Origin of the sequence: Paracoccus sulfuroxidans (assembly GCF_007830335.1) — a bacterium.
Taxonomy (GTDB): Bacteria; Pseudomonadota; Alphaproteobacteria; order Rhodobacterales; family Rhodobacteraceae; genus Paracoccus; species Paracoccus sulfuroxidans.
Window position 1 is genome coordinate 151426 of record NZ_VLKU01000007.1, and the last position, 23974, is coordinate 175399.

23 protein-coding genes are annotated in these 23974 nt (G+C 66.3%); 7 read left to right on the plus strand and 16 right to left on the minus strand.

The annotated features are described in order from the left end of the window. Nucleotides 1-75: 75 nt before the first annotated feature. Complete coding sequence (locus IQ24_RS20510; protein ID WP_145398274.1) at nt 76-1011, plus strand: calcium-binding protein; 936 nt, start codon at nt 76-78, stop codon at nt 1009-1011. Between the two features lie 64 nt (nt 1012-1075). Here IQ24_RS20510 and IQ24_RS12355 read toward each other — a convergent pair whose 3' ends face one another. The 3 genes from IQ24_RS12355 to IQ24_RS12365 all read right to left on the minus strand — a co-directional run bounded on the left by IQ24_RS12355 (nt 1076) and on the right by IQ24_RS12365 (nt 4827). After that, on the minus strand, nt 1076-1750 hold the full coding sequence (locus IQ24_RS12355) for a 5'-methylthioadenosine/S-adenosylhomocysteine nucleosidase (protein ID WP_145398275.1): 675 nt from the start codon (nt 1748-1750) through the stop codon (nt 1076-1078). A gap of 95 nt (nt 1751-1845) precedes the next feature. Next, a complete protein-coding gene (locus IQ24_RS12360; RefSeq protein WP_145398276.1) occupies nt 1846-3417 on the minus strand; it encodes a PAS-domain containing protein in 1572 nt (523 codons plus the stop codon). Between the two features lie 69 nt (nt 3418-3486). Next, a complete protein-coding gene (locus IQ24_RS12365; RefSeq protein WP_145398277.1) occupies nt 3487-4827 on the minus strand; it encodes an ActS/PrrB/RegB family redox-sensitive histidine kinase in 1341 nt (446 codons plus the stop codon). A gap of 88 nt (nt 4828-4915) precedes the next feature. Between IQ24_RS12365 and IQ24_RS12370 the strand changes: the two genes are divergently transcribed. From IQ24_RS12370 to IQ24_RS12380, 3 genes are all read left to right on the plus strand, one after another. Then, the gene (locus tag IQ24_RS12370; RefSeq protein WP_145398278.1) at nt 4916-5545 is read left to right on the plus strand and encodes an SCO family protein; all 630 of its coding nucleotides are present in this window, start codon (nt 4916-4918) and stop codon (nt 5543-5545) included. A 57-nt stretch (nt 5546-5602) separates the two neighbouring features. Continuing rightward, nucleotides 5603-6154, plus strand: a complete 552-nt coding sequence (locus tag IQ24_RS12375) for an ActR/PrrA/RegA family redox response regulator transcription factor (protein ID WP_145398279.1) — start codon at nt 5603-5605, stop codon at nt 6152-6154. 81 nt (nt 6155-6235) lie between these two features. Further along, nucleotides 6236-6544 (plus strand): H-NS histone family protein, encoded by a 309-nt coding sequence (locus IQ24_RS12380; RefSeq protein ID WP_145398280.1) that lies wholly within the window; start codon nt 6236-6238, stop codon nt 6542-6544. 31 nt (nt 6545-6575) lie between these two features. On the opposite strand, the gene IQ24_RS12385 is transcribed toward IQ24_RS12380, so the two are convergent. The 3 genes from IQ24_RS12385 to IQ24_RS12395 all read right to left on the minus strand — a co-directional run bounded on the left by IQ24_RS12385 (nt 6576) and on the right by IQ24_RS12395 (nt 8431). Next, the gene (locus IQ24_RS12385; RefSeq protein ID WP_145398281.1) at nt 6576-7187 is read right to left on the minus strand and encodes an HD domain-containing protein; all 612 of its coding nucleotides are present in this window, start codon (nt 7185-7187) and stop codon (nt 6576-6578) included. Between the two features lie 120 nt (nt 7188-7307). Continuing rightward, nucleotides 7308-7832 carry a protein-export chaperone SecB gene (secB, locus tag IQ24_RS12390; RefSeq protein WP_145398282.1) on the minus strand — a complete coding sequence of 175 codons (525 nt, stop codon included), beginning with the start codon at nt 7830-7832 and terminating at the stop codon, nt 7308-7310. Between the two features lie 50 nt (nt 7833-7882). Then, entirely contained in the window at nt 7883-8431 is a 549-nt protein-coding gene (locus tag IQ24_RS12395) for an FxsA family protein (protein WP_145398283.1), read from the minus strand. 110 nt (nt 8432-8541) lie between these two features. Here IQ24_RS12395 and IQ24_RS12400 point away from each other — a divergent pair, with 110 nt between their 5' ends. After that, the gene (locus IQ24_RS12400; RefSeq protein ID WP_145398284.1) at nt 8542-9198 is read left to right on the plus strand and encodes a Tim44/TimA family putative adaptor protein; all 657 of its coding nucleotides are present in this window, start codon (nt 8542-8544) and stop codon (nt 9196-9198) included. Between the two features lie 3 nt (nt 9199-9201). Then, nucleotides 9202-9798: a Smr/MutS family protein gene (locus tag IQ24_RS12405; RefSeq protein ID WP_145398285.1), complete on the plus strand. Its 597-nt coding sequence runs from the start codon at nt 9202-9204 to the stop codon at nt 9796-9798. On the opposite strand, the gene IQ24_RS12410 is transcribed toward IQ24_RS12405, so the two are convergent. From IQ24_RS12410 to hslV, 5 genes are all read right to left on the minus strand, one after another. After that, on the minus strand, nt 9783-10880 hold the full coding sequence (locus tag IQ24_RS12410; RefSeq protein WP_145398286.1) for an alpha/beta hydrolase: 1098 nt from the start codon (nt 10878-10880) through the stop codon (nt 9783-9785). The two genes, IQ24_RS12405 and IQ24_RS12410, sit on opposite strands and share 16 nt — an antisense overlap. A 70-nt stretch (nt 10881-10950) precedes the next feature. After that, a complete protein-coding gene (locus tag IQ24_RS12415) occupies nt 10951-11127 on the minus strand; it encodes a PLD nuclease N-terminal domain-containing protein (protein WP_145398287.1) in 177 nt (58 codons plus the stop codon). A gap of 56 nt (nt 11128-11183) precedes the next feature. Next, the gene (hslU, locus tag IQ24_RS12420) at nt 11184-12488 is read right to left on the minus strand and encodes an ATP-dependent protease ATPase subunit HslU (protein ID WP_145398288.1); all 1305 of its coding nucleotides are present in this window, start codon (nt 12486-12488) and stop codon (nt 11184-11186) included. Beyond that, entirely contained in the window at nt 12485-13561 is a 1077-nt protein-coding gene (locus tag IQ24_RS12425) for a hypothetical protein (RefSeq protein WP_145398289.1), read from the minus strand. The genes hslU and IQ24_RS12425 overlap by 4 nt, the downstream gene beginning before the upstream one ends. Nucleotides 13562-13580: 19 nt before the next feature. Further along, nucleotides 13581-14138: an ATP-dependent protease subunit HslV gene (gene hslV / locus IQ24_RS12430; protein ID WP_145398290.1), complete on the minus strand. Its 558-nt coding sequence runs from the start codon at nt 14136-14138 to the stop codon at nt 13581-13583. Nucleotides 14139-14224: 86 nt separating this feature from the next. Here hslV and IQ24_RS12435 point away from each other — a divergent pair, with 86 nt between their 5' ends. Further along, nucleotides 14225-15127 carry a hypothetical protein gene (locus IQ24_RS12435; protein ID WP_145398291.1) on the plus strand — a complete coding sequence of 301 codons (903 nt, stop codon included), beginning with the start codon at nt 14225-14227 and terminating at the stop codon, nt 15125-15127. A 39-nt stretch (nt 15128-15166) separates the two neighbouring features. On the opposite strand, the gene trxA is transcribed toward IQ24_RS12435, so the two are convergent. Genes trxA through tsaE form a run of 5 tightly spaced genes read right to left on the minus strand, consistent with a single transcriptional unit; the run spans nt 15167 to nt 23944 of the window. After that, on the minus strand, nt 15167-15487 hold the full coding sequence (trxA, locus tag IQ24_RS12440; protein WP_145398292.1) for a thioredoxin: 321 nt from the start codon (nt 15485-15487) through the stop codon (nt 15167-15169). Nucleotides 15488-15537: 50 nt separating this feature from the next. After that, nucleotides 15538-18921, minus strand: coding sequence for a double-strand break repair helicase AddA (gene addA, locus IQ24_RS12445; protein WP_145398293.1), 3384 nt, complete (start codon nt 18919-18921; stop codon nt 15538-15540). After that, a complete protein-coding gene (gene addB, locus IQ24_RS12450; protein ID WP_145398294.1) occupies nt 18911-21856 on the minus strand; it encodes a double-strand break repair protein AddB in 2946 nt (981 codons plus the stop codon). Before addB ends, addA begins: the two co-directional genes overlap by 11 nt. Beyond that, nucleotides 21849-22529: a nucleotidyltransferase family protein gene (locus IQ24_RS12455; protein WP_199756558.1), complete on the minus strand. Its 681-nt coding sequence runs from the start codon at nt 22527-22529 to the stop codon at nt 21849-21851. The genes addB and IQ24_RS12455 overlap by 8 nt, the downstream gene beginning before the upstream one ends. Then, a complete protein-coding gene (gene tsaE / locus IQ24_RS12460) occupies nt 22526-23944 on the minus strand; it encodes a tRNA (adenosine(37)-N6)-threonylcarbamoyltransferase complex ATPase subunit type 1 TsaE (protein ID WP_145398296.1) in 1419 nt (472 codons plus the stop codon). The genes IQ24_RS12455 and tsaE overlap by 4 nt, the downstream gene beginning before the upstream one ends. Nucleotides 23945-23974: the final 30 nt, after the last annotated feature.

The following is a 23974-nucleotide window of genomic DNA, read 5'->3' on the forward strand; positions in this document are numbered from 1 at the left end:
GTGCGTCACGTTTCCTGACCGTAGTGCCGGGCGGACGTCCGGCACCCCAAGCTTAGATATACCGAGGTCAGAACAATGACTGTCAGCAGACTCAATACCGGCTTCACGACCACCGGCGCCATTTCCTACCTGGGCGAATCCGACACCTACAACACCACCTTCATTCAGGGATTGACCTATTCGGTCAGGGTCAGCGGCGCGTCCTCGGGCGGCGGATCGCTGGCGGACCCGAACCTCGGGCTTTACAACACCGCGGGCCAGCGGCTGCTGTTCAATGATGACATCAATCCGGGCGTGAACCGCGACTCGGCGCTGACCTTCACGGTCAACCAGACCAGCGATTACCGCATGCTGGTGGGCGAGCAGGGCAATAACGCGACCGGCAGCTATACGATCGCGATCTCAGCCGGCTATGCCAACAATAACAACAACACCGTCTACGGCACCTATAACGCCGATGCGGTCAACGGCATGGGCGGCAACGACATCCTGAACGGCGGGGCTGGCAATGACCGGCTTTGGGGCGGCACCGGCAACGACCAGTTGCTGGGCGGCCTGCACAATGACACTCTGTGGGGTGAGCAGGGCAATGACGTCCTGCGTGGCGGAGAGGGCAATGACGCTCTGGTCGGCGGCGCGGGCGCGGACCGGCTGATCGGCGGCAATGGCGCGGATCGCTTCGTCTTCAACTTCGCCTCTGATTCCGCGCGCGGCGCGCCCGATACCATCGCCATGGGCGACGGCGCCATTGCGATGCAGGGCGTTGGCGTGGCCGGGGGCGATGTCATCGACCTGTCGGGCATCGACGCGAACGTGAACTATGCGGGCAATCAGGCCTTCACTTGGAGCACCTCGCATGCCGCCGGCACCCTGTCCCTGAGCGAGCAGAACGGCTCGACCGTGGTGCAGGGCCATGTCAACAACGACGGCATCGCCGATTTCGTGCTGGTGATTGCGGATGGCGCGGGCATCAACGCCTTCAGCTATACGAGCAACGAATTCGTCCTGTGATCCAGCCCATTACGGACGATGGAAAGACCCGCTTTTCGCGGGTCTTTTCTTTTGCGGCCCGGCCTCAGCCCTGCCGCACGGGCAGCTGAATGCCGCCCGACACCAGCGCCGCTTCCAGCAGATCCAGCGCCTCGGCCAGACGCTCATCGACGATGTGAAGATATTGCGTCCAGTCCTGAAGCTGCGACAGCTCGGCCACCCCATCCGAGATACCCCGCAACCCGATCAGCGGAACATCGAACATCTGGCAAGCGCGCAACGTGGCAAAGGTCTCCATATCGACCATCTGCGCGTCGACCGCGTCATAGCCGCTGCCGCTGACGATGCTGGCGCCTGTCGCAAGGCTGGCCGCCGCGATCCCGGGGATGTGCAGCGGCAGCTCGATCCGGGCAGGCAGGTCCAGAAGCGGCGTCACGCCCTTCGGAAAGCCAAGCGCCGAGGCATCCATGTCGCGGTAGCTGATCGAGGCGACCTGATAGACATGGGCCTGCTGCAATTCCCGTGACCCTGACGACCCCAGCGAGACGACCAGCTGCGGCAACCGGCCCTGCGCCGCCAGCAGGGAAAGCGCGCGGGTGGTCGCGACGGCAGCCTCAACCGGGCCGATGCCGGTCTGCAGCGGCAGGATGCGTGACCGCAGATGGGGGCCATATTCGGCCTCGGCCGCCATGAGGAACAGCACATCCTTGCCCGCGAACCGATCCGTGCGGACCCCGCTGTCATCCGAAAGCTGCTGCATCGCCATTCCCCGCCTGTCTGCCCCGACCGCCACCGCATAAGCTGAGGACAGGGCGCGAATTGATGGCCAAGTCCTTGCCCTTCACGCGGCGGGGGTCAAGCCAGAACGCCCTTCTCGCGGTCCCGCCGCTCAACATCCAGCGCAAATTTGCTGGGCGGCGCGGCAGGGATGCCATGAACCGGGATGGCGTGCTCCATCTCCAGCACCTGGCTACCGCCGGTCAGGTTGCGCAGGGTCCAGGACAGAAGTCCGCCATGCGGACCGGCCAGCGCGCCCCGGTGCACGATATCCGTGGCGGGCTGGTTCAGCGCATCGCGCAGCGAATGCAGCCCCGGCCCGTCATTGCATTGCGACCAGCGGGCCAGACAATCATCCAGCTTCATCTCGGGCTGGATGTCCCAGAGCGCGTCGAAACTGCGGTTCGACATCAGCAACTGCCCATGCGCCGAGAAAACCGCAACGGCACTGCCAAGCGCATCCAGCACCTCGGACCCCAGCGACAGGTCGGCGCGGAACTGCCGGGTCAGCAGGATCTCGGCGGTGATGTCCTCGAACAGGAAGGCCAGCGCGCCATCATGATGCGGGCGGCCCGTCACGCGATAGGTCTGCCCGCCCGGCAGCGACCAGGTCTGGACATGGTGACCCGAGGCCGCCGCCGCCTCAAGCGAGTTCATCTCATTGCGCCAGCTGCGGTAATCCTTGGGCTCGGGCACCATCCGTGCCTCGCGCAGGCGGTCAAGGAAGGCGTGCAGCGTCGGGCGGCCGGTCAGGAAGCCCGCCGCCAGCCCGGTAAGGTCGATCAGTGCCGGATTGAACAGTTGCAGATTGCGGTCGCGGTCAAAGATCGCGAGCCCGATGGGCAGGTCGGCGAAGGTCTTGGTCAGCGTCTGGACGAATTCGCGCAGGCTGCGTTCGGCGCGGACCGCCGCATCGGCAGGCAGGGCAACGGCGATGTTCTGGTCTTCATGCGCATGCACATGGCATTCGTACCAGCGGATATGGCCGTCATGCTCGATCTGAACGCGCCGGGCCGAGGTCAGCGAGGCGGGCGGAATCTCGATCAGCCGCCGCAGCGGCCAGACGGTCTCACCGTCCGACATCTCATCGGCCATATCCAGATAGGCCGAGTTCGCCCAGGTCACCTGCCCGTCCCGATCCTCGCGCCAGGCCAGCATCGGCGAATTGTCCATCGTGCTGCGCAAAAGCTCCAACTCATGCTCCATCGCGGCCAAGGACAGCGAGTTCACCGCAATCCCCGCCCCTTCGGCCAGCGGATCGGACAGGGTGATGCGGAGGGTCAGGTCACCCAAATCCTCGGCCACCAGATGCAGGCGGGTGTTCCTATTCGCAGCCTCGGTCAATTCGACGCGGGCACCGTCGCCCATATCCAGAATGGCGGGCCCGGCATCGGGCAGGCGCATGGAAAGCCAGGCCGTCAGCCTTTGCCAGTCGCCATCACCCGGCAATGTGGCCAGCAGCGCCCGCGCGGGTTCGGACGCATCCAGCAGCACCCTTTCCCGAAACAGGAAGACCAGCGCGTCAATATCGCGGTAGAGCCCTTTCGGAACTGCGCCCAATTGCCTGCGATCCAGAAAGCGGATCGCGAATAGTCCAAGCGCGACGGCAATCAGGGCCGAAATAAACCCGACAAGCAACAGATTGGCCATGGCATGGCTCCGGAACAGCATTTCACGATCAATAGGACAGATCTGCTTAAAGAATGGTTAACGGCAGCTTCACATCTCGATCCGGGGGTTTTCACCCAAGGCGCTGCGGTCATCGGCCAGAATAAGGTCCAGCGGCCAGGTAATCGTCACCAGCGCGCCCTTCTCGCCATTGCCGAAATCCAGCCGCGCGCCCGAGCGTTCAAGCAGGGTTTTCGCAATGAAAACGCCCAGGCCCATGCCGTCATAACCGCGCCCATCCTCGGACTTAGGGCGCGTGGTCAGGAACGGCTGGCCGATCCGCGACAGAAGCTGCATGGGAAAGCCCGGCCCGTCATCAGCGACCGAGACGCTGAGCGCGCGCCGGTCCCAGGTGCCGCTGACGATCACCCGCGACTGGGCAAAATCGACGGCGTTCTGAATGACATTGCGCAGCCCGTGAATGATCGCCGCATCGCGCCGGATGATCGGCGCGCCCTCGGCCACGTGGATATCGACGGTGATGCCACGCTCGGCATGCGGGTCGGCGGCTTCGGCCAGCACCTGCTCCAACGGGGCTTGCTGGATCAGCAGGTCATCCTTGCCGATGCTGCCCATGGACCGCAGGATATCGCGGCAACGGTCGGCGGACTGGCGCAGGATCGCCAGATCCTCGGCCAGATCCGAGCGGTCAGGCAAGGCCTCCTGAATCTCATCCGCCAGCTCCGAGGAGACCAGTTTGATCGTCGCGAGCGGCGTCCCCATCTCATGCGCGGCGGCGGCGACAACGCCGCCCAGATGCTGCAGCTTCTGTTCCCGCTCCAGCGCCATGCGGGTCGCGAAGATCGCATCGGTCGAAGCGGTGATCTCGGCCGTGACCCGGCGCGCGTAAAGCGAAAAGAAAACCGCGCCGATGACGATGGCGACCCAATGGCCGACCAGATCCGGCCGTTCGATGGCCAGCGCACGGTCCTGATGAAAGGTCAGCGGCTGGGCAAACAGCGCCGCCAGCGTCAGCATGATCAGCGTCGCGAGCCCAAGGGCCAGAAGCTGCCGGCCGGGCAGGGTGGTCGCAGCAATGGTGACCGGAACCAGCAGCAAAAGCGCGAAAGGATTGGTCATTCCGCCCGTCAGCGCCAGCAGCGTGGCGATTTGCCACAGGTCGAAGCCCAGCTGCCAGGCGGCCTCATAGGCGGTGATCCGGCGCGATTTCCAGATGCTCAGCCAGACGTTCAGCGCGATCGCCAGCCCGATGACGGCAAGCACCTGAAAAACAGGAAATTCTGCACCAATCACCAATGCCGCAACCACGGCCGCCAACTGCCCGACGATGGCCACCCACCGCAGGTGAATGAGGGTCTGCAGGCGGATCGGCTCGGGTCCCGGCTGGCCGGGCAGCAGGTCAATGCGGTTCACAACTAGGCCAAAAGGCATGGCACGCTCGCGGTTTGTCAGGGCCATGGCATTGATAACGCGCGCCGGATGAGCGATCAATGCGGCGCATTTTTACAGGAAACGCGCCATGAAACTTGATAAACGCATCCTTGCCCTTGGATGTCTTGCTGCGGTTCTCGTGTTGGTTTCCGGCTGGTTGTGGATGTCGCGCACGCAGGGCGAAGACTTCGCGCAATGCCGCAAAAGCGTGATGGCCGGTGGGCTGGAAAATCTGGGCGGCCCGTTCACCCTGACCAATCAGGACGGCCAGCGCGTGACCGATGCGCAGGTTCTGGACCAGCCGTCGCTGATCTATTTCGGCTATACTTATTGCCCGGATGTCTGCCCGCTGGACACCGCCCGCAATGCCGAGGCCGTCAGCCTGCTGGCCGAGCGCAACATCAAGACCAAGCCTGTCTTCATCAGCGTCGACCCGACGCGCGACACGCCCGAGGTGCTGAAAGAGTTTGCGCAAAGCATCTCGCCGGATCTGGTCGGGCTGACCGGCTCGACCGAGGAAATCGACGCCGTGTCGAAATCCTGGCGCAACTATTACAAGCTGAACAACCAGGACAATCCCGAGGATTATCTGGTCGATCATATGACGAACACGTTTCTTTACTTGCCGGGCAGGGGCACGGTCGAGTTTTATGGGCGTGACGTGCAGCCCGAACAGATGGCCGACAGCGTGGCCTGTTTCGTGAACGCTGCCAGCTGAACGATGGCGGACGGGGACGCCCCGTCCGCGCCCAGCAAACCATAGAGGATCATGCTGATGTCGGACGCGGAATTGCCAATCGGCCCGGACCCGAGCTTGCTGCTGGTCGATGATGACGAGGTTTTCCTGAACCGGCTGGCCCGCGCCATGGAAAAGCGCGGCTTTGTTCCGACGCGCGCCCTTTCCGTCGCCGAGGCGCGGGTGGCGCTGGCGCAGCGGGCTCCGGCCTATGCGGTGGTCGATCTGCGGCTTGAAGATGGCAATGGGCTGGATATTGTCGAAGCCTTGCGCGAGGCCCGTACGGATGCACGTATTGTCGTGCTGACCGGATATGGCGCGATTGCGACCGCCGTTGCGGCGGTCAAAATGGGCGCCACCGATTATCTTTCAAAGCCCGCCGACGCCGAGGAAATCACTCGGGCATTACTGTCGCGCGGTGAAACATTACCGCCGCCGCCTGAAATGCCAATGTCGGCTGATCGCGTGCGATGGGAGCATATCCAGCGCGTATATGAGCAATGCGACCGCAATGTCAGTGAAACGGCCCGGCGTTTGCATATGCACCGTCGGACCCTTCAGCGGATTTTAGCCAAAAGAAGCCCCAGATAAACTTCCGTTACGTATTAACTTGAATCCTATTTCAGCAAATGATTACAGCTATGACAGATAAATACAAAACAAGGGTAGGTCATGAATATCGATATCGACGCCATGTCGTTGCGCGAGCTGCGTGATATGCGCAACAAACTGGACAAGGCGATTTCGACCTATGAAGAGCGCCGCCGCCGTGAAGCGCTGGCAGCCGCCGAGCATGCGGTGCGCGAATTCGGGTTCAACCTTTCGGAATTGACCGGTGGCAAAGCAGGCCGCAGCAAGGTCGCGCCGAAATATGCGCATCCCGAAGATGCCTCGCTGACCTGGACCGGGCGTGGCCGCAAGCCGCGCTGGATCCAGGAGCATCTGGATGCCGGCAAATCTCTGGACGATCTGGAAATCTGATATAGGGCCCTGCAGCAATGCAGGGCCTTTCTTAAATCTGATTGATTGCAGAGATATCCATCTCTGCAATCAGTGTCGTATATCTGCTTAAGAATTCGGCACGGGTTTCACTGGGCGGGCGCAATCGGATCTGCAGCCCGTCCAATATATCCGGCTTGGGGATCGGGAACAGCCGGTCGGCCTCGCTTTGCGAAAAGCCCGCGATCCTGACCGCCTCCATCCAGGCCGAGACCCGGTCAGCGCGCTTGATCAGCCGCTTCACCTGCAAGGGCAGCTGCGCAGGCAGGCCGAATTTGCGGTGAATGGCGGCCGTCAGGCGGCGGTCCATTTCGCCATATTCGCTGCCCAATGCCGATTTCACCGGCGAGATCATGTCGCCGATCACATATTCCGGCGCGTCATGCAAAAGCGCGGCCAGCCGCCAGCGCGGCTCGGCCCCTGGCTCCAGCCGCGTAAAGATCTGCTCGACCAGCAGCGAATGCTCGGCCACGGAATAGGCCCAGTCGCCATGCGTCTGCCCATTCCAGCGCGCCACGAACGCCAGCCCATGGGCGATATCGGCAATCTCGATATCCATGGGCGTCGGGTCCAGCAGGTCCAGCCTGCGGCCCGAAAGCATCCTTTGCCACGCGCGCTTCACCATCGCACCCTCCTGCCTGGGAACGGTCACGCTAGCGCAGGCAAAAAGGCCGCACCAGCGATGCCGAAAAGGAAAGGCCGCACCCCGGGAAGGGCGCGGCCATGTTTCAGGTCCGATCCGCGATCAGGACAGCGGCGCGTCGGCCGGGCGCTCGCTTTGCGCGCGGCGGGCGATTTCCTGGCGATAGAGCGCGACGAAATCGACCGGGTCCATGTTGAAGGGCGGGAAGCCGCCATCGCGGGTCATGTCCGAGATGATGCGCCGCACGAAGGGGAACATCATGCGCGGGCATTCAATCATCAGAAACGGGTGCAACTGATCTTCAGGCACGCCCTCGACGTGGAAGATCCCGGCGTAATCCAGTTCACACAGGAACAGCGGCGCCTTGTCGGCATTGTTCGTCGACTGCACCCGGAACTTGCTGACGACCTCATACTGATGCTCGGTCGGACGCTTGCGGGCGTCCAGGCTGACCTGCACGCTGATTTCCGGCTGAACCTCGCCCGCGGGCAGGCCCTTCTGCGCCACCGCGTTTTCAAAGGACAGGTCGCGGATGTACTGGGTCAGCACCTGCATGCGCACGGCTTGCTGGGGGTTCTGGCCGGCCTGCGCCTGCGCCTCAGCGCCATTCGTGTTCTCGTCGCTCATCTGGCTCTCCTAGGGTTCGCAGAGGGTTCTAGCACCCGGCTTTCCCACGCTCAATGCCGAGTCCACCCGGAATTGCCGCGACGAGGGGGCGTGCCCGCATCATCATCGGGGCTTTCGCCCGCATCATTCGGCGCATCGTCGGTGACGGTGTATTCGGCGTCGATGACCCCATCGTTCCACTCGGACCCCCGGCGGGGGCGCACGTAATCCGCGCCGGGACCCTGCTGGCTATAGCCGAAACCCGTCCGCGTCACCTTCACCCGCGCGGCCATGCGTCGCATCAGCAGGTCCTGAAGCGGCGGGATCAGCAGCAGAAGGCCCAGGAAACTGGTGAAGAAGCCCGGCAGGAACAGCATCATCCCCGCCGTCATGTTCATCGCGCCCCGCGCCATCGGCGCGCTTGGGTCGCCCATGTCCTGCAAGGAGCGTTGTAGCCTTCCCATGGCATTGGCCCCCTGTGTCCGCATGACCCAGAGGCCCGCGAAAGACGACAGAACGATCAGTGCCAAGGTCGGCAAAACGCCGATCAAACCACCGATCTGAATGAAAAGTGCGATCTCGACAAAAAGCAGGATCACGAACAACCACAACAGACGCATTCTCTTCCTCTGATATTCCCGTGACAGTTCGGGCAAAATCTGGACTTGGACCAGCCTAATCCCTACATAAGATGACGAAGAGCCGATACAAAGCTTGCCAAGGACGTTTGATGTCGAATTCGATGCTACAACTGCTCGTTCTGGGTGCCATTGCGGTGTTCCTGATCCTGCGTCTTCGCGGGGTTCTTGGCACGCGCGATGGGTATGAACCCCCCCGCCCCCAGCCTGAGCCGATTGAGCGCAAACGGTTCGACACCATCGACGGCACCGCCGAACAGGGCGACAGCGACATCTCGGATCATGCCGAAAAGGGCAGCCCCGCCGCCAGCGCGCTGGCCGAGATGAAGCGGGCCGAGCCCAGCTTTGCCGTGGGCCCGTTCCTCAGCGGCGCGAAATCGGCCTATGAGATGATCCTCATGGCCTTTGAGCGTGGCGAGCTGGACGAGGTTCGCGGCTTCCTGTCGCCAGAAGTGGCGCAGGCTTTCGACAGCGTGATCGCCGACCGCAAGGCGCGCGGCCTGACCACCACGGCGCAGTATCTGGGCACGCGGGAAACCGCGCTGGCCGGGGCCGAGTTCAACCGCGACACGCGCACGGCAGAAATCTCGGTCCGCTTCGTGGGCGAGATGATCGTGGCCACCCGCGATGCGGAGGGCAATGTCGTTGACGGCGATGCGAAAAGCCCGCGCAAACAGCGTGACACATGGACCTTCGCGCGCCAGATGGGTCAGAACGATCCGAACTGGCAGCTGGTCGCCACGGCCTGACCCATGGCGCGTCACAGGGGCTTGTCGCCCGAGGACAAGGCCCTGTGGTCCCGTGTCGCCAAGACCGCGACACCGATGCACCCGGCGCGCAAGGATTTGCCGCCAGAGGTCCCTCACCCCCGCATCAAGACGCCGCCCGCCGCCCGGATCACCCTTCCGGCGGCCCTGCTGCGTCCCGAGGCCGTGAAGGCCCCGCCCGGCAAGCGGTTCTCGCTGGATCTGGCGACCTCACCGCGCGAGGCTTTGGCCGAGGCGCCGCTGCGGATGGACCACAAGAAGCACCAGCAGATGAAGCGCGGCAAGCTCAGCCCCGAGGCGCGCATCGACCTGCATGGGATGACGCTGAACGTCGCCCAGCCCGCGCTCATCAGCTTTCTGCTGCGCGCCCATAGCGATGGCTGTCGGCTGGCGCTGGTCATCACCGGCAAAGGCCGGGCAGGTGGCCCGGATGCGCCACTGCCGGTACGGCCCGGCGCGCTGCGCTACAACGTGCCGCAATGGCTGCATATGGCGCCGCTGAACGCCATCGTGCTGCAGGTCACCGCCGCGCATCAGCGCCACGGCGGCGACGGGGCCTATTACGTCTATTTGCGCCGCTGAAACAGCGTGCCGTCCGGCACCAGCACGACCTGCGCCGCATTCTGCACCGTCAGCGCCGCGCCCGAGAACAGGTCCAGCTTGCCGCCCACATCGCCCTCGAACGCCTGCCCCAGATCGCCGACATTGGACAGGATGTTCAGCAGCGCCGGCGATTCCGCCGCGTTGAAATGGCCCGAGCCGGTGCTGAACGCCCCCACATCGACCAGCGTGACCTGAAGATCGGCCACCCGCGCCGGATCGCTGAGGCTGCCCAGACGTGCGGGTGCCGCCGACAGCCGCGCCGACAGGTTCAGCGCCTTGTCGCGGGTCGAGGTGAAGATCAGGAAGGGCTGCGGCAGATCGCCAATGACCTTCGCCTGCATGCGGAAGACATCGACATCGATGTCAGGCGACATCAGCACCACGCCGTCGATGCGGCTCAGCACATCCTTGCGCCCGCCGATCGCCATCTGCCGCAGGCTTTCCATCACCAGCGAGGACCCCATCGAATGGCCGATGATGACCACCTGCCGCGCGCCTGATTGGGTCAGCAGCGAAATCGTCTCTTCCAGCCCGTCGCGGGAAAACAGCACCGAGTCGCGGTCCGCCGCATAGGCCAGCGGTTGCCCCAGCGAGGGCCAGGAATAGTGCACCGCCACCCCCGGCAGATCGGTGTCATGGGCGATCTGGGCGAAGCGATACAGGCCTTCGGCATAGGTGTTGTTATAACCATGCACGAACAACACAACATCTCGGTTATTCGGGGCCTGCTTGGCCAGCGCCTCGGCAATGCCCTGTTTGAACGCGGTTGAGTTCGCATAGCGCAGGTCTCGCGTCAGCACGAAATCGGTGCGCGGATTGGGGCGCTTGTCCTTCTCCGGGTAGGTGATCGTGCCGGATTTGCGATCCGGCGGCACCGAGACATCGGCGCGGCCGAAATGCACGGTCTCGCTGCGCTGGCTTTCGTTGATCCGGTTGGTGGCGACAAAGATGCTGCGCTCATCGCCGACGCCCTGCGCCGCTGGGTCAAGGACAATGGCGCCACGTGGGGCACAGGCCCCGGTCAGGCCGACGACCAGACACAGAATAAGACCGAAACGCATTCCCCGCCCCGCTTTCTAGCACGACCGCTAGATGCCATGCCCGAAAGCGAAAGGAAATGCTGCCCCGAGGTCAGCCGTAATTGGCCTTGGGCCCGGCGAACCACCAGATGATCAGGCCCAGCACGGGCAGAACGGCCACCAGCAGGATCCAGATGATCTTGGTTCCGGTGCTTTCATTGGTGTTGATGATCGAAGCGATCGCCCAGACATCCAGCGCAAAGATGATAATGCCGAGAATATAGTTCATTGCGTCCCCGCCATAAGGTCTCGCAGACCAAACGGCGAAGACGGCTGCAAGTTCCGTTACAACACGTAACGCGACAGATCGGTCGAGCGTGACAGATCGCCCAGATGCTTCTCGACGAAGGCCGCATCGACCAGCACCTTGTCGCCACTGCGGTCGGGGGCGGTGAAGGACAGTTCCTCGAACACCCGCTCGATCACGGTGTAAAGGCGGCGCGCGCCGATGTTCTCGACCGAGGTGTTCACCTCGGCGGCGATCTTGGCCAGCGCGCTGATACCGTCTTCGGTGAAGCCGACCTCGACGCCTTCGGTCGCCATCAGGGCGGTGTACTGGCGGGTCAGGGCGTTGTCGGTCTCGGTCAGGATGCGGACGAAATCCTCTTCGGTCAGCGCGCGCAGCTCGACCCGGATCGGCAGGCGGCCCTGCAATTCGGGCAGCAGATCCGAGGGTTTCGAGATGTGGAACGCACCGCTCGCGATGAACAGGATATGGTCGGTCTTCACCGGCCCGTATTTCGTCGAAACGGTCGTGCCCTCGATCAGCGGCAGCAAGTCGCGCTGCACGCCTTCGCGCGAGACGTCACCGCCGCGCGCCTCTTGCCGGGCGGCGACCTTGTCGATCTCGTCAATGAAAACGATGCCGTTCTGCTGGACCGAGTCCAGCGCCGTGGCCTTCACGACCTCATCGTCCAGCAGCTTGTCAGCCTCTTCCGCGATCAGCAGGTCATAGCTTTCCGAGACGGTCACCTTGCGGCGCACACGACGGCCCCCGAAGGCCTTCATCAGCCCGCCGAAATCCATCATCCCGCCCATGGCGCCGGGCTGGCCCGGCACGTCCATCATGCCGAAAGGGTTCGAGTTGTCCTGCACCTCAAGCTCGATCACCGTGTCGTCCAGCTCTCCGCGCTTCAGCTTGTCGCGGAACATCTGCTGGGTCTGCTCACGCGCGTTTTCGCCCGCAAGGGCCGCGACGACGCGATCCTCGGCGGATTTATGGGCGCGGGCCTTCACCTCTTCACGCATCCGTTCGCGCGTTTCGATGATCGCGGCATCGGCCAGATCGCGGATGATCTGTTCCACATCGCGGCCGACATAGCCGACTTCGGTGAATTTCGTGGCCTCGACCTTCAGGAAGGGCGCGCGGGCGAGTTTCGCCAGACGGCGGCTGATCTCGGTCTTGCCGACGCCGGTCGGGCCGATCATCAGGATGTTCTTGGGATAGACCTCGTCGCGCAGATCATCACCCAGCTGCTTGCGCCGCCAACGGTTGCGCAGCGCCACGGCGACGGCGCGCTTGGCGTCCTTCTGGCCGATGATGAAGCGGTCCAGCTCACTGACGATTTCGCGGGGGGTCAGGTCGGTCATAGGTCACCTTTTGCATAAGGGGGCAGGCGGTTCTTGCCCGGGAACTGGGGCAGGGTGCGCATCAGCGCCGCGCGCAGCGGCACCCACCACGCCCCAAGCGCCGTCACCGCGCCGCCAATCAGGATCAGGATCACGGGCCAGTCCAGACCCCGGCCATCCTGGTTGCCAAGCATCCAGATCAGCCAGGCCAGATAGCCAAGACCCGCAGTCAGAAAGCTGCGCCGGTCAATGACCAGCGCGTAAAGGGCCATCACCAGCAGCGCCAGCGCCATGGTCAGCAGGCGCGCGCCGCCCTCCATCGCCATGGCGGTCTGGCCCAGCGTGTTCACGATGGCGGGCGCCGCCACAAGGTCCAGCCAGAAGGCCGAGGCCGAGGCGCGGCCCAGCCGATGCGGGTCGCGCATGTCGAAGCGCAGCGCCACCGCCGCCGCGACCAGCCCCGCGCCCAGCGTCGCGAAGGGCACGCCCGAGCCGCTGGTCAGGCTCATGATGCTGGTCATGTTGACCCCGCTCATGAAGGCGTAGACGTCCGAGGGCGCGATCAGCGCGACGGCCAGCAGGACGCCCGCTAGTCCGATCAGCAGCATGGTGAAGGGCAGGCGGAAGATGCGGTACCAGACCAGCAGCGCAGCCATGATCAGCGCCAGCGCGATGGCGGTGATCGTCTGCGGCTCTGCCACGTCCAGTAGGTTCGCGAAGGCATACCAGGTGATCAGCGCGCTTACCGCCGCCCCATAGGTGCAGACCAGCACGATCGAGGGCAGGACCATCCGCCGCCGGATTGTGAAATATTGCGCCAGAACGGCCGACAGCACGACGCAGAAGGCGGGCACCAGCAGGGGCGAGGTCATCAGCGCCGAAACGCCCACCAGCCCGGTCATCAGAATGATCAGCCCGACCGAGATGAAGATTTCCGAAAATCCCCGGAACATCTCGAAGGGTTCGTCATCGGGTTCGGGCCGGTTGGCGATGCGGTTTGCGGCCAGAGCCTGCAGGTTCGCGGCCTGCGCCTCGGTCAGGTATCCGGCCTGCACGGCGGCGCGCAGATCGGCGCTGGTCAGGTCAACGCTCACGCGGGGTCTCCTTGCGGGATCAGCCTGCGACCGTTTCGACGGTCAGGTTGCCGTTGGTATAGACGCAGATATCGGCAGCAATCGCCATCGCCTTGCGGGCGATATCCTCGGCATCCGCATCGGTCGACATCAGCCCCCGGGCCGCCGCTAGCGCGAAATTCCCGCCCGAGCCGATGGCCGCGACGTCATGTTCCGGCTCCAGCACGTCGCCCGCGCCGGTGACCACGAACAACTCGCGCCCGTCGGTGACGATCAGCATGGCCTCCAGATTGCGCAGGTATTTGTCGGTGCGCCAGTCCTTGGCCAGTTCGACACAGGCGCGCGCCAGCTGTCCGGGCGCGCCTTCCAGCTTCTTCTCCAGCCGTTCCAGCAGGGTGAAGGCATCGGCGGTCGATCCGGCAAAGCCCACGACGACATCCTTACCGCCGGGCGTCAGCCGCCGCACCTTGCGGGCGGTGCCCTTCATCACGGTCTGGCCCACGCTGACCTGCCCGTCTCCGGCCACGACAACCTTGCCACCGCGACGGACCGCCAGAATGGTGGTGCCGTGCCAGCCGGGGAATTTGTCCTCAGACATGCGTCACTCTCCGCTTCGTTCTGCGCCTTCAGATATGACCCGCCCGGACCTTTCGCAAGCGCCAGCCGCCCGCTAGCCTCTGTTCCATGCAGCACGCCCCGATTCTTCGCGCCTATCTGGAAACGCCGATGCTGGAGAACGCGCGGGCCGGAAGCTTCAACTTTCTCAACATCCTGCGCGAGGCGGTCGAGGACGCGGGCTGGCGCGTCGAATGGCGTAAGACGGGCGAGGCCGCGCGTCTGGCCGCCCCCGCGCGCCGGGGCTATGCGCTTTACCATATGGAGGCCCCGACGCATGAGCGCGCGCTGACTTTCCGCCGCGCCTATCACTATCCGTTCTGGAGCATCGAGCCCGTGGCGCAGCGCTGGCGCTTCCACGTCGCCGAAACGGAGTTCGCGCCCGATGCCGTCGACCCCGAGGAGGCGCGCGCCTTCGCCGCCAAGCTGCGCGGTCGCGTCCTGCCCGGCCCCCCGCCGACGCAGGGCGATCGGGTGCTGGTGCCGCTGCAGGGCCATATTCGCCGCTGCCGCTCATTCCAAAGCGAAAGCCCGGTCGAGATGGTCCGCGCCGTCGCCCGCACCGGACGCCCGACGCTGGTGACCCTGCACCCGAATGAGCGCTATGACGATGCCGACCACGCCGCGCTGGCCCGCATTACCGCCGAGCATCCCAATGTGACCATCGGCGGCGACACCATGGCCGCGCTGCGCGACTGCGCCTTCGTGGTGACGCAAAACAGCGCCGTGGCCTTCGACGGCTTCCTGCTGGGCAAGCCCGCGGTGCTGTTTGCGCAGTCCGATTTCCACCATATCGCGCTGAACGTGGCCCAGATCGGCACCGAGGAGGCGCTGGCCCGTGCCGCCGCCCACCGCCCCGCGTTCGAGCGCTACCTGTTCTGGTTCCTGCGCGTCATGGCGGTCAACGCCACCGCTCCCGACGCCCGCCAGCAGGTGCTCGCCGCAATGCGAAGGGGCGGCTGGCCCATCTGACCAACCGCCCCCTCATGTTCTGCCGCTCGGCTTGCCGGATCAGACGGCTTCGTCGATCCAGGCCTTCAGGGCCGCTTTCGGCGCTGCGCCGACCTTGTTCGAGACGACCTGGCCGTCCTTGAACAGGAACAGCGCCGGGATGCCGCGCACGCCCAGCGAGGCCGGGCTTTCCGGGTTCTGGTCGACGTTGACCTTCACGATCTTGACCTTGCCGTCATATTCCTCGGACAGCTCTTCCAGCGAAGGGCCGATCATGCGGCAAGGGCCGCACCATTCCGCCCAGAAATCCACCACGACGGGGATCGGGGACTGCCGGACTTCGGCGTCAAACTCGGAATCGGAAACATGTTGGGTCGCCATCGGCTATCTCCTGCTAGTCGCCGGACCGAACCGGCGGGTTCCTGAAACAGCTAGGGAGAGCCGCGCGCAGGGTCAAGCCCCGCCAAGGATTGATCAAGCAGCGGGCCCGGCAAAAACATCAGGCTGCGCGCTCGCGTCCACAACACCGCGCATTCGACCGCGCGACCGGGCCAGATGCCCGACAGCGCCGCGCGATAGGCGGCCATCTGGCGCAGAATGCCCAAAGGTGTGGCCTCGGGCACATCCGGAACCGTGGTGTTCGACTTGTAGTCGACGGCAAGGATGCGGTCGGGCAGCACGATCAGCCGGTCAATCGCGCCGGTCACCGTGCCCAAGCCCGGGATCGGCGCGGCCAGCGCCACCTCGCGCAGCAGTTTCGCGCCTTCGGGCAGGTCAAAGACCTCGGAGAGCGCCGGGGCTTCGATCACGGCCCGCGCCTCGTCCAGCAGGCTGGCGGCGATCTCGGGGGCGGGCAGGCCGCCTTCGGCATCGGCCAGAACATCGCGCAGGACCTGATCCCATTCAGCGCGCGGGTGCTGTGGCAGATGCTCAAGCAGCAGATGGAGGCGCGTGCCGAACAGCATCGCGGCCTGCGGATCGGCATCCTCGACCGGCGCGCCGATGACCTTCGCGCCGCCCAGACCGGTCGCCGCAATCGGGCGCAGGGTCACCGGCGCGGGGCCGGGACGGCGCAGCGTCCAATCGGGCAGGGCAATCTGGTGACGCAGGGCACGCGGCGCGTCGGGGGCCTCGGCGGGCCAGTCACCATGCGACAGGCGGCGCATCTGACCGCCGCCCGGCGCGGGCAGAAGTTCCGACCGAAGCTCGCCCGCCCGGGCAAAACCGGCCTCGACCATGGCGTGCCAGCTGTCCTCGCCGTCGCCCGTCTCGCCTGCGGCGGCGACGATCAGCCAGCTTTCCGCCCGCGTCAGCCCGACGTAAAGCAGGCGTTTGCGTTCCTGAAGCTGCCGCTCGGTCTGCTCCTCGGCTTCCTCGGCGATATGCGGGGGCCGCTCGGCGCGCACGCCGCGCCAGACCTGCTGGCCGTCGCGCCGCTGCAACACGCGCCCTTCGCGCGGGGGCCGCCGCTTGGCGCTGTCGGGCATGATGACGATGGGGCTTTCCAGACCCTTCGAGCCATGGACCGTCATCACCCGGATCAGCCCTTCGCCCTCATCCGCCGCGCTGCCGGGCTGCCGCCGGACCTCGACATCATCGCCCGCCAGCCAGACCAGAAACCCGGTCAGCGACGGCGTTTCCGAGCTTTCATAGGTCAGCGACTGCGATAGTAGCTCATTGATGCCATCCTCGGCCTCGGTCCCCAGTCGGGCGACCAGCCGCTCGCGCCCGCCATGCCGCGTCAGCAGGCGCGAGATCAGGTCATAGGGCCGCAGATAGCCGGTCAGGCCCATCAGATCCGACAGGATCTCGACCGCCTCGCGGTGCTGGCTGTCGCGCAGACGCCGCCACAGATGCTCGCCCTTCTTGCGCCCGACGGCCAGCCGGTAAAGATCCGCCTCGCTGAGCCCGAACAGCGGCGAACGCAGGGCCGCCGCCAGCGACAGATCATCCTCGGGGGTCGAGATCACCGACAGCGTGGCGCGGATGTCGCGCACGGCCAGCTCGCCCGCCAGTTTCAGCCGGTCGGCACCGGCGACGGGCAGGGCCGAGGCCTTCAGCGCCGCAATGATCTCCTGAAACAGGTCCGAGCGGCGCTGCACCAGAATCAGGATATCCCCCGCCCGGATGCGGCGGGTCTGGCCGGTCTTGGCGTCAAAGATCGGCTGGCCCAGCATTCCGGCAATACTCTGCGCGACGGCGCGCGCCAGCAGCGTGGTTTCCGAATTTTCGGCCGGAAGGTCGACGGGGTCGGTCCAGTCGCGCGGCTCGGGCTTCTCCGGCTTGGGGATCGCGGGCCACAGATCGACGCGGCCCGGCATCGCGGTGCGGAAGGCCACATGCTCGGGCGGGACGCCCAGCCCCCGCGCGGCCTCGCCCTGAAACACCGCATCGACCAGCGTGAGGATGGCGGTGGACGAGCGGAAGGAGTGCCGCAACTCCAACACCTGCATCGGATTCGAGACGGCAGCGAAAGCCGCGTCGAAACCTTCGCGCCGCGCCTCGAACACGGCGATATCGGCACCCTGAAAGGAATAGATCGACTGTTTCGGGTCGCCCACGACGAACAGACTGCGGGTATCGCCCCGCGCGCCGTGTCCCGAGGTAAATTCATCCGTCAGCCGCTCGATCACCTGCCATTGCGCGGGGCTGGTGTCCTGCGCCTCATCGACAAGGATGTGGTCAATGCCGCCATCCAGCCGGAACAGCACCCATTGCGCCATGCTGTTTTCCGACAGAAGGCGGGCGGTGCGGTCGATCAGATCGTCGAAATCCAGCCAGCCGTGCAGCCGCTTCGCCGCCTCATAGCGCGAGGTGAAGGCATGGCCGAAGCGATGCAGCGCCAGCGTCTTTTGTGCATGCTGAATGGCCAGACGACGGGGGCGCGAGGCCTCGACCCGCTCCATCAGGATGTGCAGATCCTCCAGCAGCTCGGCGCAGGGGCCCGTGCGCAGGGCCTTGGTCGGAAAGGCGTCATACTTGGCCGAGAACGGGGCCTTGGCGCTGGCCCCGGTCAGCAGGACGCCTTCCAGCACCAGAAGCTCATCCAGACCGGGCTGGGTCCATTGACCGTGCTGGAAACGCGCCGCCGCCTTCTGATCGGTGCTGCCGCCCTTCAGCAGATGTGGGACCAGCGCCGGGATCACCAGCGCGCCATCGGCAAACACATCTGCCAGCAGATCGGCGGTGCCATAGCCCGGGGCCAGCCCCGCCTCATCCCAGATCGCATCCGCTTCAGCGGGGTTTTCAAAGCCCTTGAGACCCGAGAGAAACTGATCCAGCTGATCGCCGGAATGCAGCGCCAGCAGGTCCTGCAACTCGGGCGCATCCTCGCGCGCCATCTCTTCGATGATCTCGGAGCGGATCAGCGCGGCCGAGCGGTCGTCAAGTTCCGAGAAACCATGCGGCACGCCCGCCTCGATGGGGAAGCGGCGCAGCACGCCCGCACAGAAGCTGTGGATGGTCTGGACCTTCAGCCCGCCCGGCGTCTCGATGGCGCGGGCGAACAGGCGGCGCGCGGCGGGCAGGTCCGGCGTGCCGGTTTCGCCAAGGCGCGCGAGTTCGGCCAGCAGTTTCTCCTGCGGCAGCATCGCCCATTGGCCCAGCCGCGCCAGCAGGCGGTTCTGCATCTCGGTCGCGGCGGCCTTGGTATAGGTCAGGCACAGGATCTTTTCGGGCGCGGTCCCGGCCAGCAGCAACCGCGCCACCCGGTCGGTCAGCACACGCGTCTTGCCCGAACCGGCATTGGCCGTCAGCCAGGTCGAGCGGACCGGGTCCGCCGCCGTGACCTGCGCGCGGGTGGCATCATCCATCATCGCCCACCCCCTCAGGTTCGGCTGGCACGGTCGGGTCCCATTCGCCCAGACGCGCCAGATGGTCATAGGTGCCGCCGTCGCCCGCATGCTCCATCGCGAGGCGCGAGGTGAAGCCGCGCTCTCCGCTAAGGTAAAGGCCGACCAGCGTCACAAAGCCCTGCCAGGTCTCTTCGGCGAAACCGGGGGGCAGGTCACGCGGCTCGGTCGCGCCTTCGCCGCCCAACTGGATATAGCTGATGCCCTGCACATCGGCGCGGCCAAGCGCGTCAAAGGCACCGTGCTGGACCATCGCGGCCTCCAGCGGAAGCTGCTTGTCGAAATGCTGGATCTGCTTGTCCGTGGGCGGCTTGCCGGACTTGTAGTCATAGACATGCACGGTCCCGTCATTCTGCAGGTCCATGCGATCCGGCTGCGCGGTCAGCAGAAAATCCGAGCCCGGCACGCCCAGACCGCCGCGCTTTTCGATCACCACCGGGCGACCCTGCTTCAGCCGGGCGATTTCATCGGCGACCAGCCGGTCGGCAATACCTGCGATGCGCGCGCGCCAGAAGAGCCGGGCCGAGGGCCAGGGCACGTCCTCCTCCAGCACTTCGTCGGTGATCGCCAGCAGCCGCGCCTTGATCACCTCGGGCGCCTCGATGGGCGAGGGGGGCGGGGTCAGCAGGCGCTGGACGATCTTGTGCAGGACCGTGCCACGCTCGGCCGCGTCGGGTTCGGGACGCAAGGGGTCCAGCGCGTTCAGCCCCAGCACGCGGCGCGCATAGATGGCATAGGGGTCGCGGATCAGCGTGCGCACCTCGGTCACCGACATCTGCGCCAGCGCCGGAGCGGGCGGCACCGGAGAGGGACGCCGCGCCGGTGCCAGCCGGATGCGCGGCACCGCCAGCGCATCGGCCATGTCCAGCCATGCCTGCCCACGCGCGCGCATCTCGGCCAGCGCCTCGGGGCCGCCCTGCCCGGGCAGGCCGCCCAGCAGATTCATCAGCCGGTTCAGCCAGCGCGAGGGGATCGTCTCGGCCTCGGCATCGCGGCGGGCGCGGCACAGGATGACGCGCGGGGCGGCGGCGGCCTGCTGGAAGTCATGCGCCGCCAGCCCGATCAGCCGTTCGGGCAGCGTCAGCCCCGCCGCAAGCCGCATCGGGCGCGAGAGCCACGGATCGGGCTCCAGCGCCTGCGGCCAGCCGCCCTCGTTCAGCCCGGCCAGGATCACCAGACCCGAGCCTTCGGCCACCGCCTCGGTCCGCGCCTCTCGCGGGCCCCGGAAGCGGACCAGAGGATGCGCGGCGACGTCCTGCCGCACGGCCTGCGCCTGCAGCTGCGCCCGCAGAAGGTCCGAGAATTCGGAAGGCCGCATCGCATGGCCGTGCGCGGCATGGGTGGCGATATGGTCGATCACCCCGCGCGCCAGACCGCCCGCCGCCCGGTCCCACAGGACCGAAACCGCCGCGTCCCCGCCCGGTCCCGCCGCCAGCAACCCTGCCAACCGGTCCAGATCATTCAGCCGGTCAGCCAGCGGGCGCGGCTGGCGATCCTCGGCCAAGGGTGTGATCACATCAAGCACATCCGCAAGCCACAGGGCCCAGCTTTTGCGCAGCTCATCGCCCCGATGCGCCCATTCGCGCAGCGCCTCTCCGTCCGGAAAGGCCGGTCCGTTCTTGCGCAGCTGAAGCTCCAGATCGCGCGTCTGGCGGTTGTGATCACGCCTAACCTCATCGCCCGCGCCGGTGGCGGTCACCGGGTGTTTCAGCAGGATCAGCAGCATGTCGATGGTCAGCGCCTGTCCGAACAGATCCGCGACATGGCGCAGGAACAGGCCCGGCGCGGTCAGCGGCAAGGGCTGGCCCGCACTGTCGTCGGGGATGATCTGCCAGCGGTCCAGCGCCGCCTGCACCCGCCGCGTCAGCATCCGGTCGGCGGCGATCAGCGTGACGGGCTGGCCCTCTTCCAGCGCGGCGCGGATCGCCAGCGCGATGGCCTCGGCCTCTTGCCCCGGCTGCTCGGCCTCGATCAGCGACAGGCCCGAGGTCGCGGCGACCAGATCGCCCAGCTGCGGGCCTTCCTGAATCCATTGGTCGGTGACGGGCGCGGGGCGCAAAGCCAGCGACATCAAGCGGTTGCGCTCTGGCGCGGGGGCCGGATGGGCCGATGACCACAGGCCCGGCAGGCCGAATTCCGCGACCAGAGGGGCATAGCGGGCCTGCGGGTGATCCTCGGCCCTTGCGTCCAGCCCCTGCCAGACATCGGCGGGCATATCGGGGTCGAAACCGGGCAGGACGACCGCGCCCATGGGCAGACGGGCGACCGCGCGCATGAAATCCCGCGTCGCCCCGTGCGACCCGGTCGAGCCTGCGACGACCACCGGACCTTCGGGCAGGTTGCGCCCCTCGGCCCAGTCGGCGGTCAGTTGCTCGGCCATGGCACGCTGGCGCGCCTCGCGGTCCTGCGGCGGGTCCGAGAGGTAATAGCCCGCAGCGATCCGCAGAAACTCCAGCGCGCGCTGCCAATGCTGGGCGTGATCGCCCGCGTCGATCTGTTCCAGCGCGGTGGCGTCCAGCCCCTCAAGCTGCATCTCGGCCATCAGCGCGGCCAGCGAGGAGGCGAGTTCCGGCACCGATTGCCCCTGCGCCAGCCCCGGCTGGGCGCGGAGCGCGGCGTCGATCAGCCGCCCCAGCTCCAGCTTGCGCGCCAGCGACGGCGTCGCCGCCCCGCCGCCCAGATCGGCGATCAGGCGCAGGCGCGGCAACAGCAGCGGCCCGCGCCGGACGAAGGCGTCACGCAGAGAGCGCATGGTGCGCCCGGCGTTGGCATAGACCGTGACCGAGGCCATCGCCTCGGGCGGCTGGCCGCGCATCCGTTCGATCAGCCCGGCCGCCAGCCCATCGGCGAAATCCGTCCCGCAGGGCAGCGCGAACAGCCCGCCCTGCCAGTCAGCCATTCAGCATCTCCTCGGCCAGCGGGATGCAATCGGGACGCCCGACATCGCACCAAAGGCCCGGATGCACGAGGCCGTAAGCCCGGCCTGAGGCGATCAGCAGATCCCACAGCAGGTTCAGCGAAAACGCCTCGCCTTCGATCTCGGAGAGGCGGTCGGGGCGGATGATCTGCGCGCCGCCATAGACCAGATCGCCGCCCCGGATCAGCCGGTTGTCGGGGTCCAGCGTGAAATCTCCGCCGCCCAGACGACCCCGCGTGGCCTGCAGCGGGACCAGCATCAAAAGCGCATCCATCCGCGCAGGGTCCCAAGCCGCACGCAGGTCCGCGACCGGGTTCCCGCCGGTCCAGACGACATCGGGGTTCAATGTGATCACAGGCCCCGGCCCCAGCAGAGGCAGCGCCTTCCGCAGCCCCCCGCCGGTTTCCAGAAGCGCATCGGCTTCGTCCGAGATCGCGACCTCGGTCCCTGCCAGATGATCGTGGATCTGCTGCCCCAGATGATGCGTGTTCACCACGATGCGCCGTGCGCCGCCCTGTCGCCCCAGATCCAGCGCGCGGTCCAGCAGCGTCTGCCCGCCAACGCGGATCAGCGGTTTCGGCGTGACATCGGTCAGCGGAGCCATGCGCGTGCCGCGCCCGGCCGCAAAGACCATCAGCGCATCGGGCGATGTCATTGGGCGGTGATCCTTTCGATGACCTCGGGCGTGGGGGCGGGGATGCCCTCCAACGCGCGGGCCAGAGGCGCAAGCGCGGGATGGGCCAGATCGCGCTGGATCAGCGCCCAGACGCGCGGCATGAAGGCCAGATAGCGGCGTTTGTGATCACGCCGTGCCAGCCGGGTAAAGATGCCCATGATCCGCAGGCTGCGCTGCGCCCCCAGCAGGGCATAGGCCGCGCGGAATTCATCGCCGTCGACGCCGGTCGCGGCGATGTAGCGCGCGATCTCATGCGCCTCGACCTCGGGGTCGACGTCGCGGCGCGCGTCCTGCAGGGCCGAGACGAGGTCATAGGCCGGATGCACCGCCACCGCGTCCTGAAAATCCAGAAGCCCCAGCGGCTGGTCGCCGCGCCAGATCACATTCTCGGCGTGGAAATCGCGCAGGCCCAGCACCGGCGGCGTGCTGGCACACAGCCTGGCGTGGAGGCGTGCGACGGCCTCGGCCACCTCGGTGCCCGCGCCGGGAACGCCCGCCGCTTCGGGATACCATTCGGCAAACATGCCCACCTGCCGCGCCAGCTCCGGCCCATCCAGACGCAGGACGAAATCCGGCGGCTCATAGCCATGCAGCGCGACCAGCAGGTCGGTCAGACGGCCATAGACGCGGGGGGCCAGGCGCGGCTGATCCTCCAGCACGCGGGCGACCAGATCGTCGCCCAGATCCTCCAGCAGCAGAAGGCCGTCGACCTGATCCGAGGCCAGGATCTCGGGCGCGTCAAACTGACGGTTGCGCAGCCATTGCGTCATCGCGACATAGGGCCCGGTCGTCCCCGGAGAGGCGTCCATCACCACCGCGCGCCGGTCACCATCCTGCAGGCGGAAATAGCGCCGAGAGGAGGCATCGCCCGCCAGCGGCAGCATGCGCGCGCCGCCAAATCCGGCGCGATGGACCAGCCGGGCAATCTCGGCCATGCGGGCGATCTGGCCCCAGCGGGCAGGCGCGCCCGACAGGGTGATGCGGCGCAGGTCGGGGAAATCTGGGACCGGCTCAAGATGCACGGTCAGGGGCTGGGGCAGCGCACCGCCACGATCGGGCCATTCGATCAGGACGATCGCGTCCTGCATCGCGTCCTCAAGCCCCAGCTCGGCCAGCTCATCGGGATGGGTCAGGCGGTAAAGATCGGCGTGCCAGATCTCGGTCCCCAGCGGGTCGTCATAGGTCTGGACCAGCGTGAAGGTGGGGCTGGGCACATCCTCGGCCGCGTCGCCCTGACGGGCGCGGATCAGGGCGCGGGCGAAATGCGTCTTTCCGGCGCCGACCGCACCTTCAAGCGCCAACACATCGCCCGGCCGCAGGATGGCGGCCATGGCGCGGGCCAGCGCCTCGGTCATTTCGGCGTCGGCATGGTCGATGGTGGCAAGCAAGCTCATCGCTCTGTTCTACCGGGGGATGGCCAGATC

What these genes read in the sequence shown, in the direction of transcription:
- IQ24_RS12385 (WP_145398281.1), bottom strand. Translation starts at nt 7,187, where the DNA reads ATGGTGAAGCGCGCGTGGCAAAGGATGCTTTCGGGCCGCAGGCTGGAC.
- IQ24_RS12365 (WP_145398277.1), bottom strand. Translation starts at nt 4,827, where the DNA reads ATGCCTTTTGGCCTAGTTGTGAACCGCATTGACCTGCTGCCCGGCCAG.
- IQ24_RS12410 (WP_145398286.1), bottom strand. Translation starts at nt 10,880, where the DNA reads ATGCGTTTCGGTCTTATTCTGTGTCTGGTCGTCGGCCTGACCGGGGCC.
- trxA (WP_145398292.1), bottom strand. Translation starts at nt 15,487, where the DNA reads ATGGCGACCCAACATGTTTCCGATTCCGAGTTTGACGCCGAAGTCCGG.
- IQ24_RS12415 (WP_145398287.1), bottom strand. Translation starts at nt 11,127, where the DNA reads ATGAACTATATTCTCGGCATTATCATCTTTGCGCTGGATGTCTGGGCG.
- IQ24_RS20510 (WP_145398274.1), top strand. Translation starts at nt 76, where the DNA reads ATGACTGTCAGCAGACTCAATACCGGCTTCACGACCACCGGCGCCATT.
- IQ24_RS12375 (WP_145398279.1), top strand. Translation starts at nt 5,603, where the DNA reads ATGTCGGACGCGGAATTGCCAATCGGCCCGGACCCGAGCTTGCTGCTG.
- addB (WP_145398294.1), bottom strand. Translation starts at nt 21,856, where the DNA reads ATGGCTGACTGGCAGGGCGGGCTGTTCGCGCTGCCCTGCGGGACGGAT.
- tsaE (WP_145398296.1), bottom strand. Translation starts at nt 23,944, where the DNA reads ATGAGCTTGCTTGCCACCATCGACCATGCCGACGCCGAAATGACCGAG.
- IQ24_RS12360 (WP_145398276.1), bottom strand. Translation starts at nt 3,417, where the DNA reads ATGGCCAATCTGTTGCTTGTCGGGTTTATTTCGGCCCTGATTGCCGTC.
- IQ24_RS12370 (WP_145398278.1), top strand. Translation starts at nt 4,916, where the DNA reads ATGAAACTTGATAAACGCATCCTTGCCCTTGGATGTCTTGCTGCGGTT.
- hslU (WP_145398288.1), bottom strand. Translation starts at nt 12,488, where the DNA reads ATGACCGACCTGACCCCCCGCGAAATCGTCAGTGAGCTGGACCGCTTC.
- IQ24_RS12400 (WP_145398284.1), top strand. Translation starts at nt 8,542, where the DNA reads ATGTCGAATTCGATGCTACAACTGCTCGTTCTGGGTGCCATTGCGGTG.
- IQ24_RS12435 (WP_145398291.1), top strand. Translation starts at nt 14,225, where the DNA reads ATGCAGCACGCCCCGATTCTTCGCGCCTATCTGGAAACGCCGATGCTG.
- IQ24_RS12380 (WP_145398280.1), top strand. Translation starts at nt 6,236, where the DNA reads ATGAATATCGATATCGACGCCATGTCGTTGCGCGAGCTGCGTGATATG.
- hslV (WP_145398290.1), bottom strand. Translation starts at nt 14,138, where the DNA reads ATGTCTGAGGACAAATTCCCCGGCTGGCACGGCACCACCATTCTGGCG.
- IQ24_RS12405 (WP_145398285.1), top strand. Translation starts at nt 9,202, where the DNA reads ATGGCGCGTCACAGGGGCTTGTCGCCCGAGGACAAGGCCCTGTGGTCC.
- addA (WP_145398293.1), bottom strand. Translation starts at nt 18,921, where the DNA reads ATGATGGATGATGCCACCCGCGCGCAGGTCACGGCGGCGGACCCGGTC.
- IQ24_RS12355 (WP_145398275.1), bottom strand. Translation starts at nt 1,750, where the DNA reads ATGCAGCAGCTTTCGGATGACAGCGGGGTCCGCACGGATCGGTTCGCG.
- IQ24_RS12395 (WP_145398283.1), bottom strand. Translation starts at nt 8,431, where the DNA reads ATGCGTCTGTTGTGGTTGTTCGTGATCCTGCTTTTTGTCGAGATCGCA.
- IQ24_RS12455 (WP_199756558.1), bottom strand. Translation starts at nt 22,529, where the DNA reads ATGACATCGCCCGATGCGCTGATGGTCTTTGCGGCCGGGCGCGGCACG.
- secB (WP_145398282.1), bottom strand. Translation starts at nt 7,832, where the DNA reads ATGAGCGACGAGAACACGAATGGCGCTGAGGCGCAGGCGCAGGCCGGC.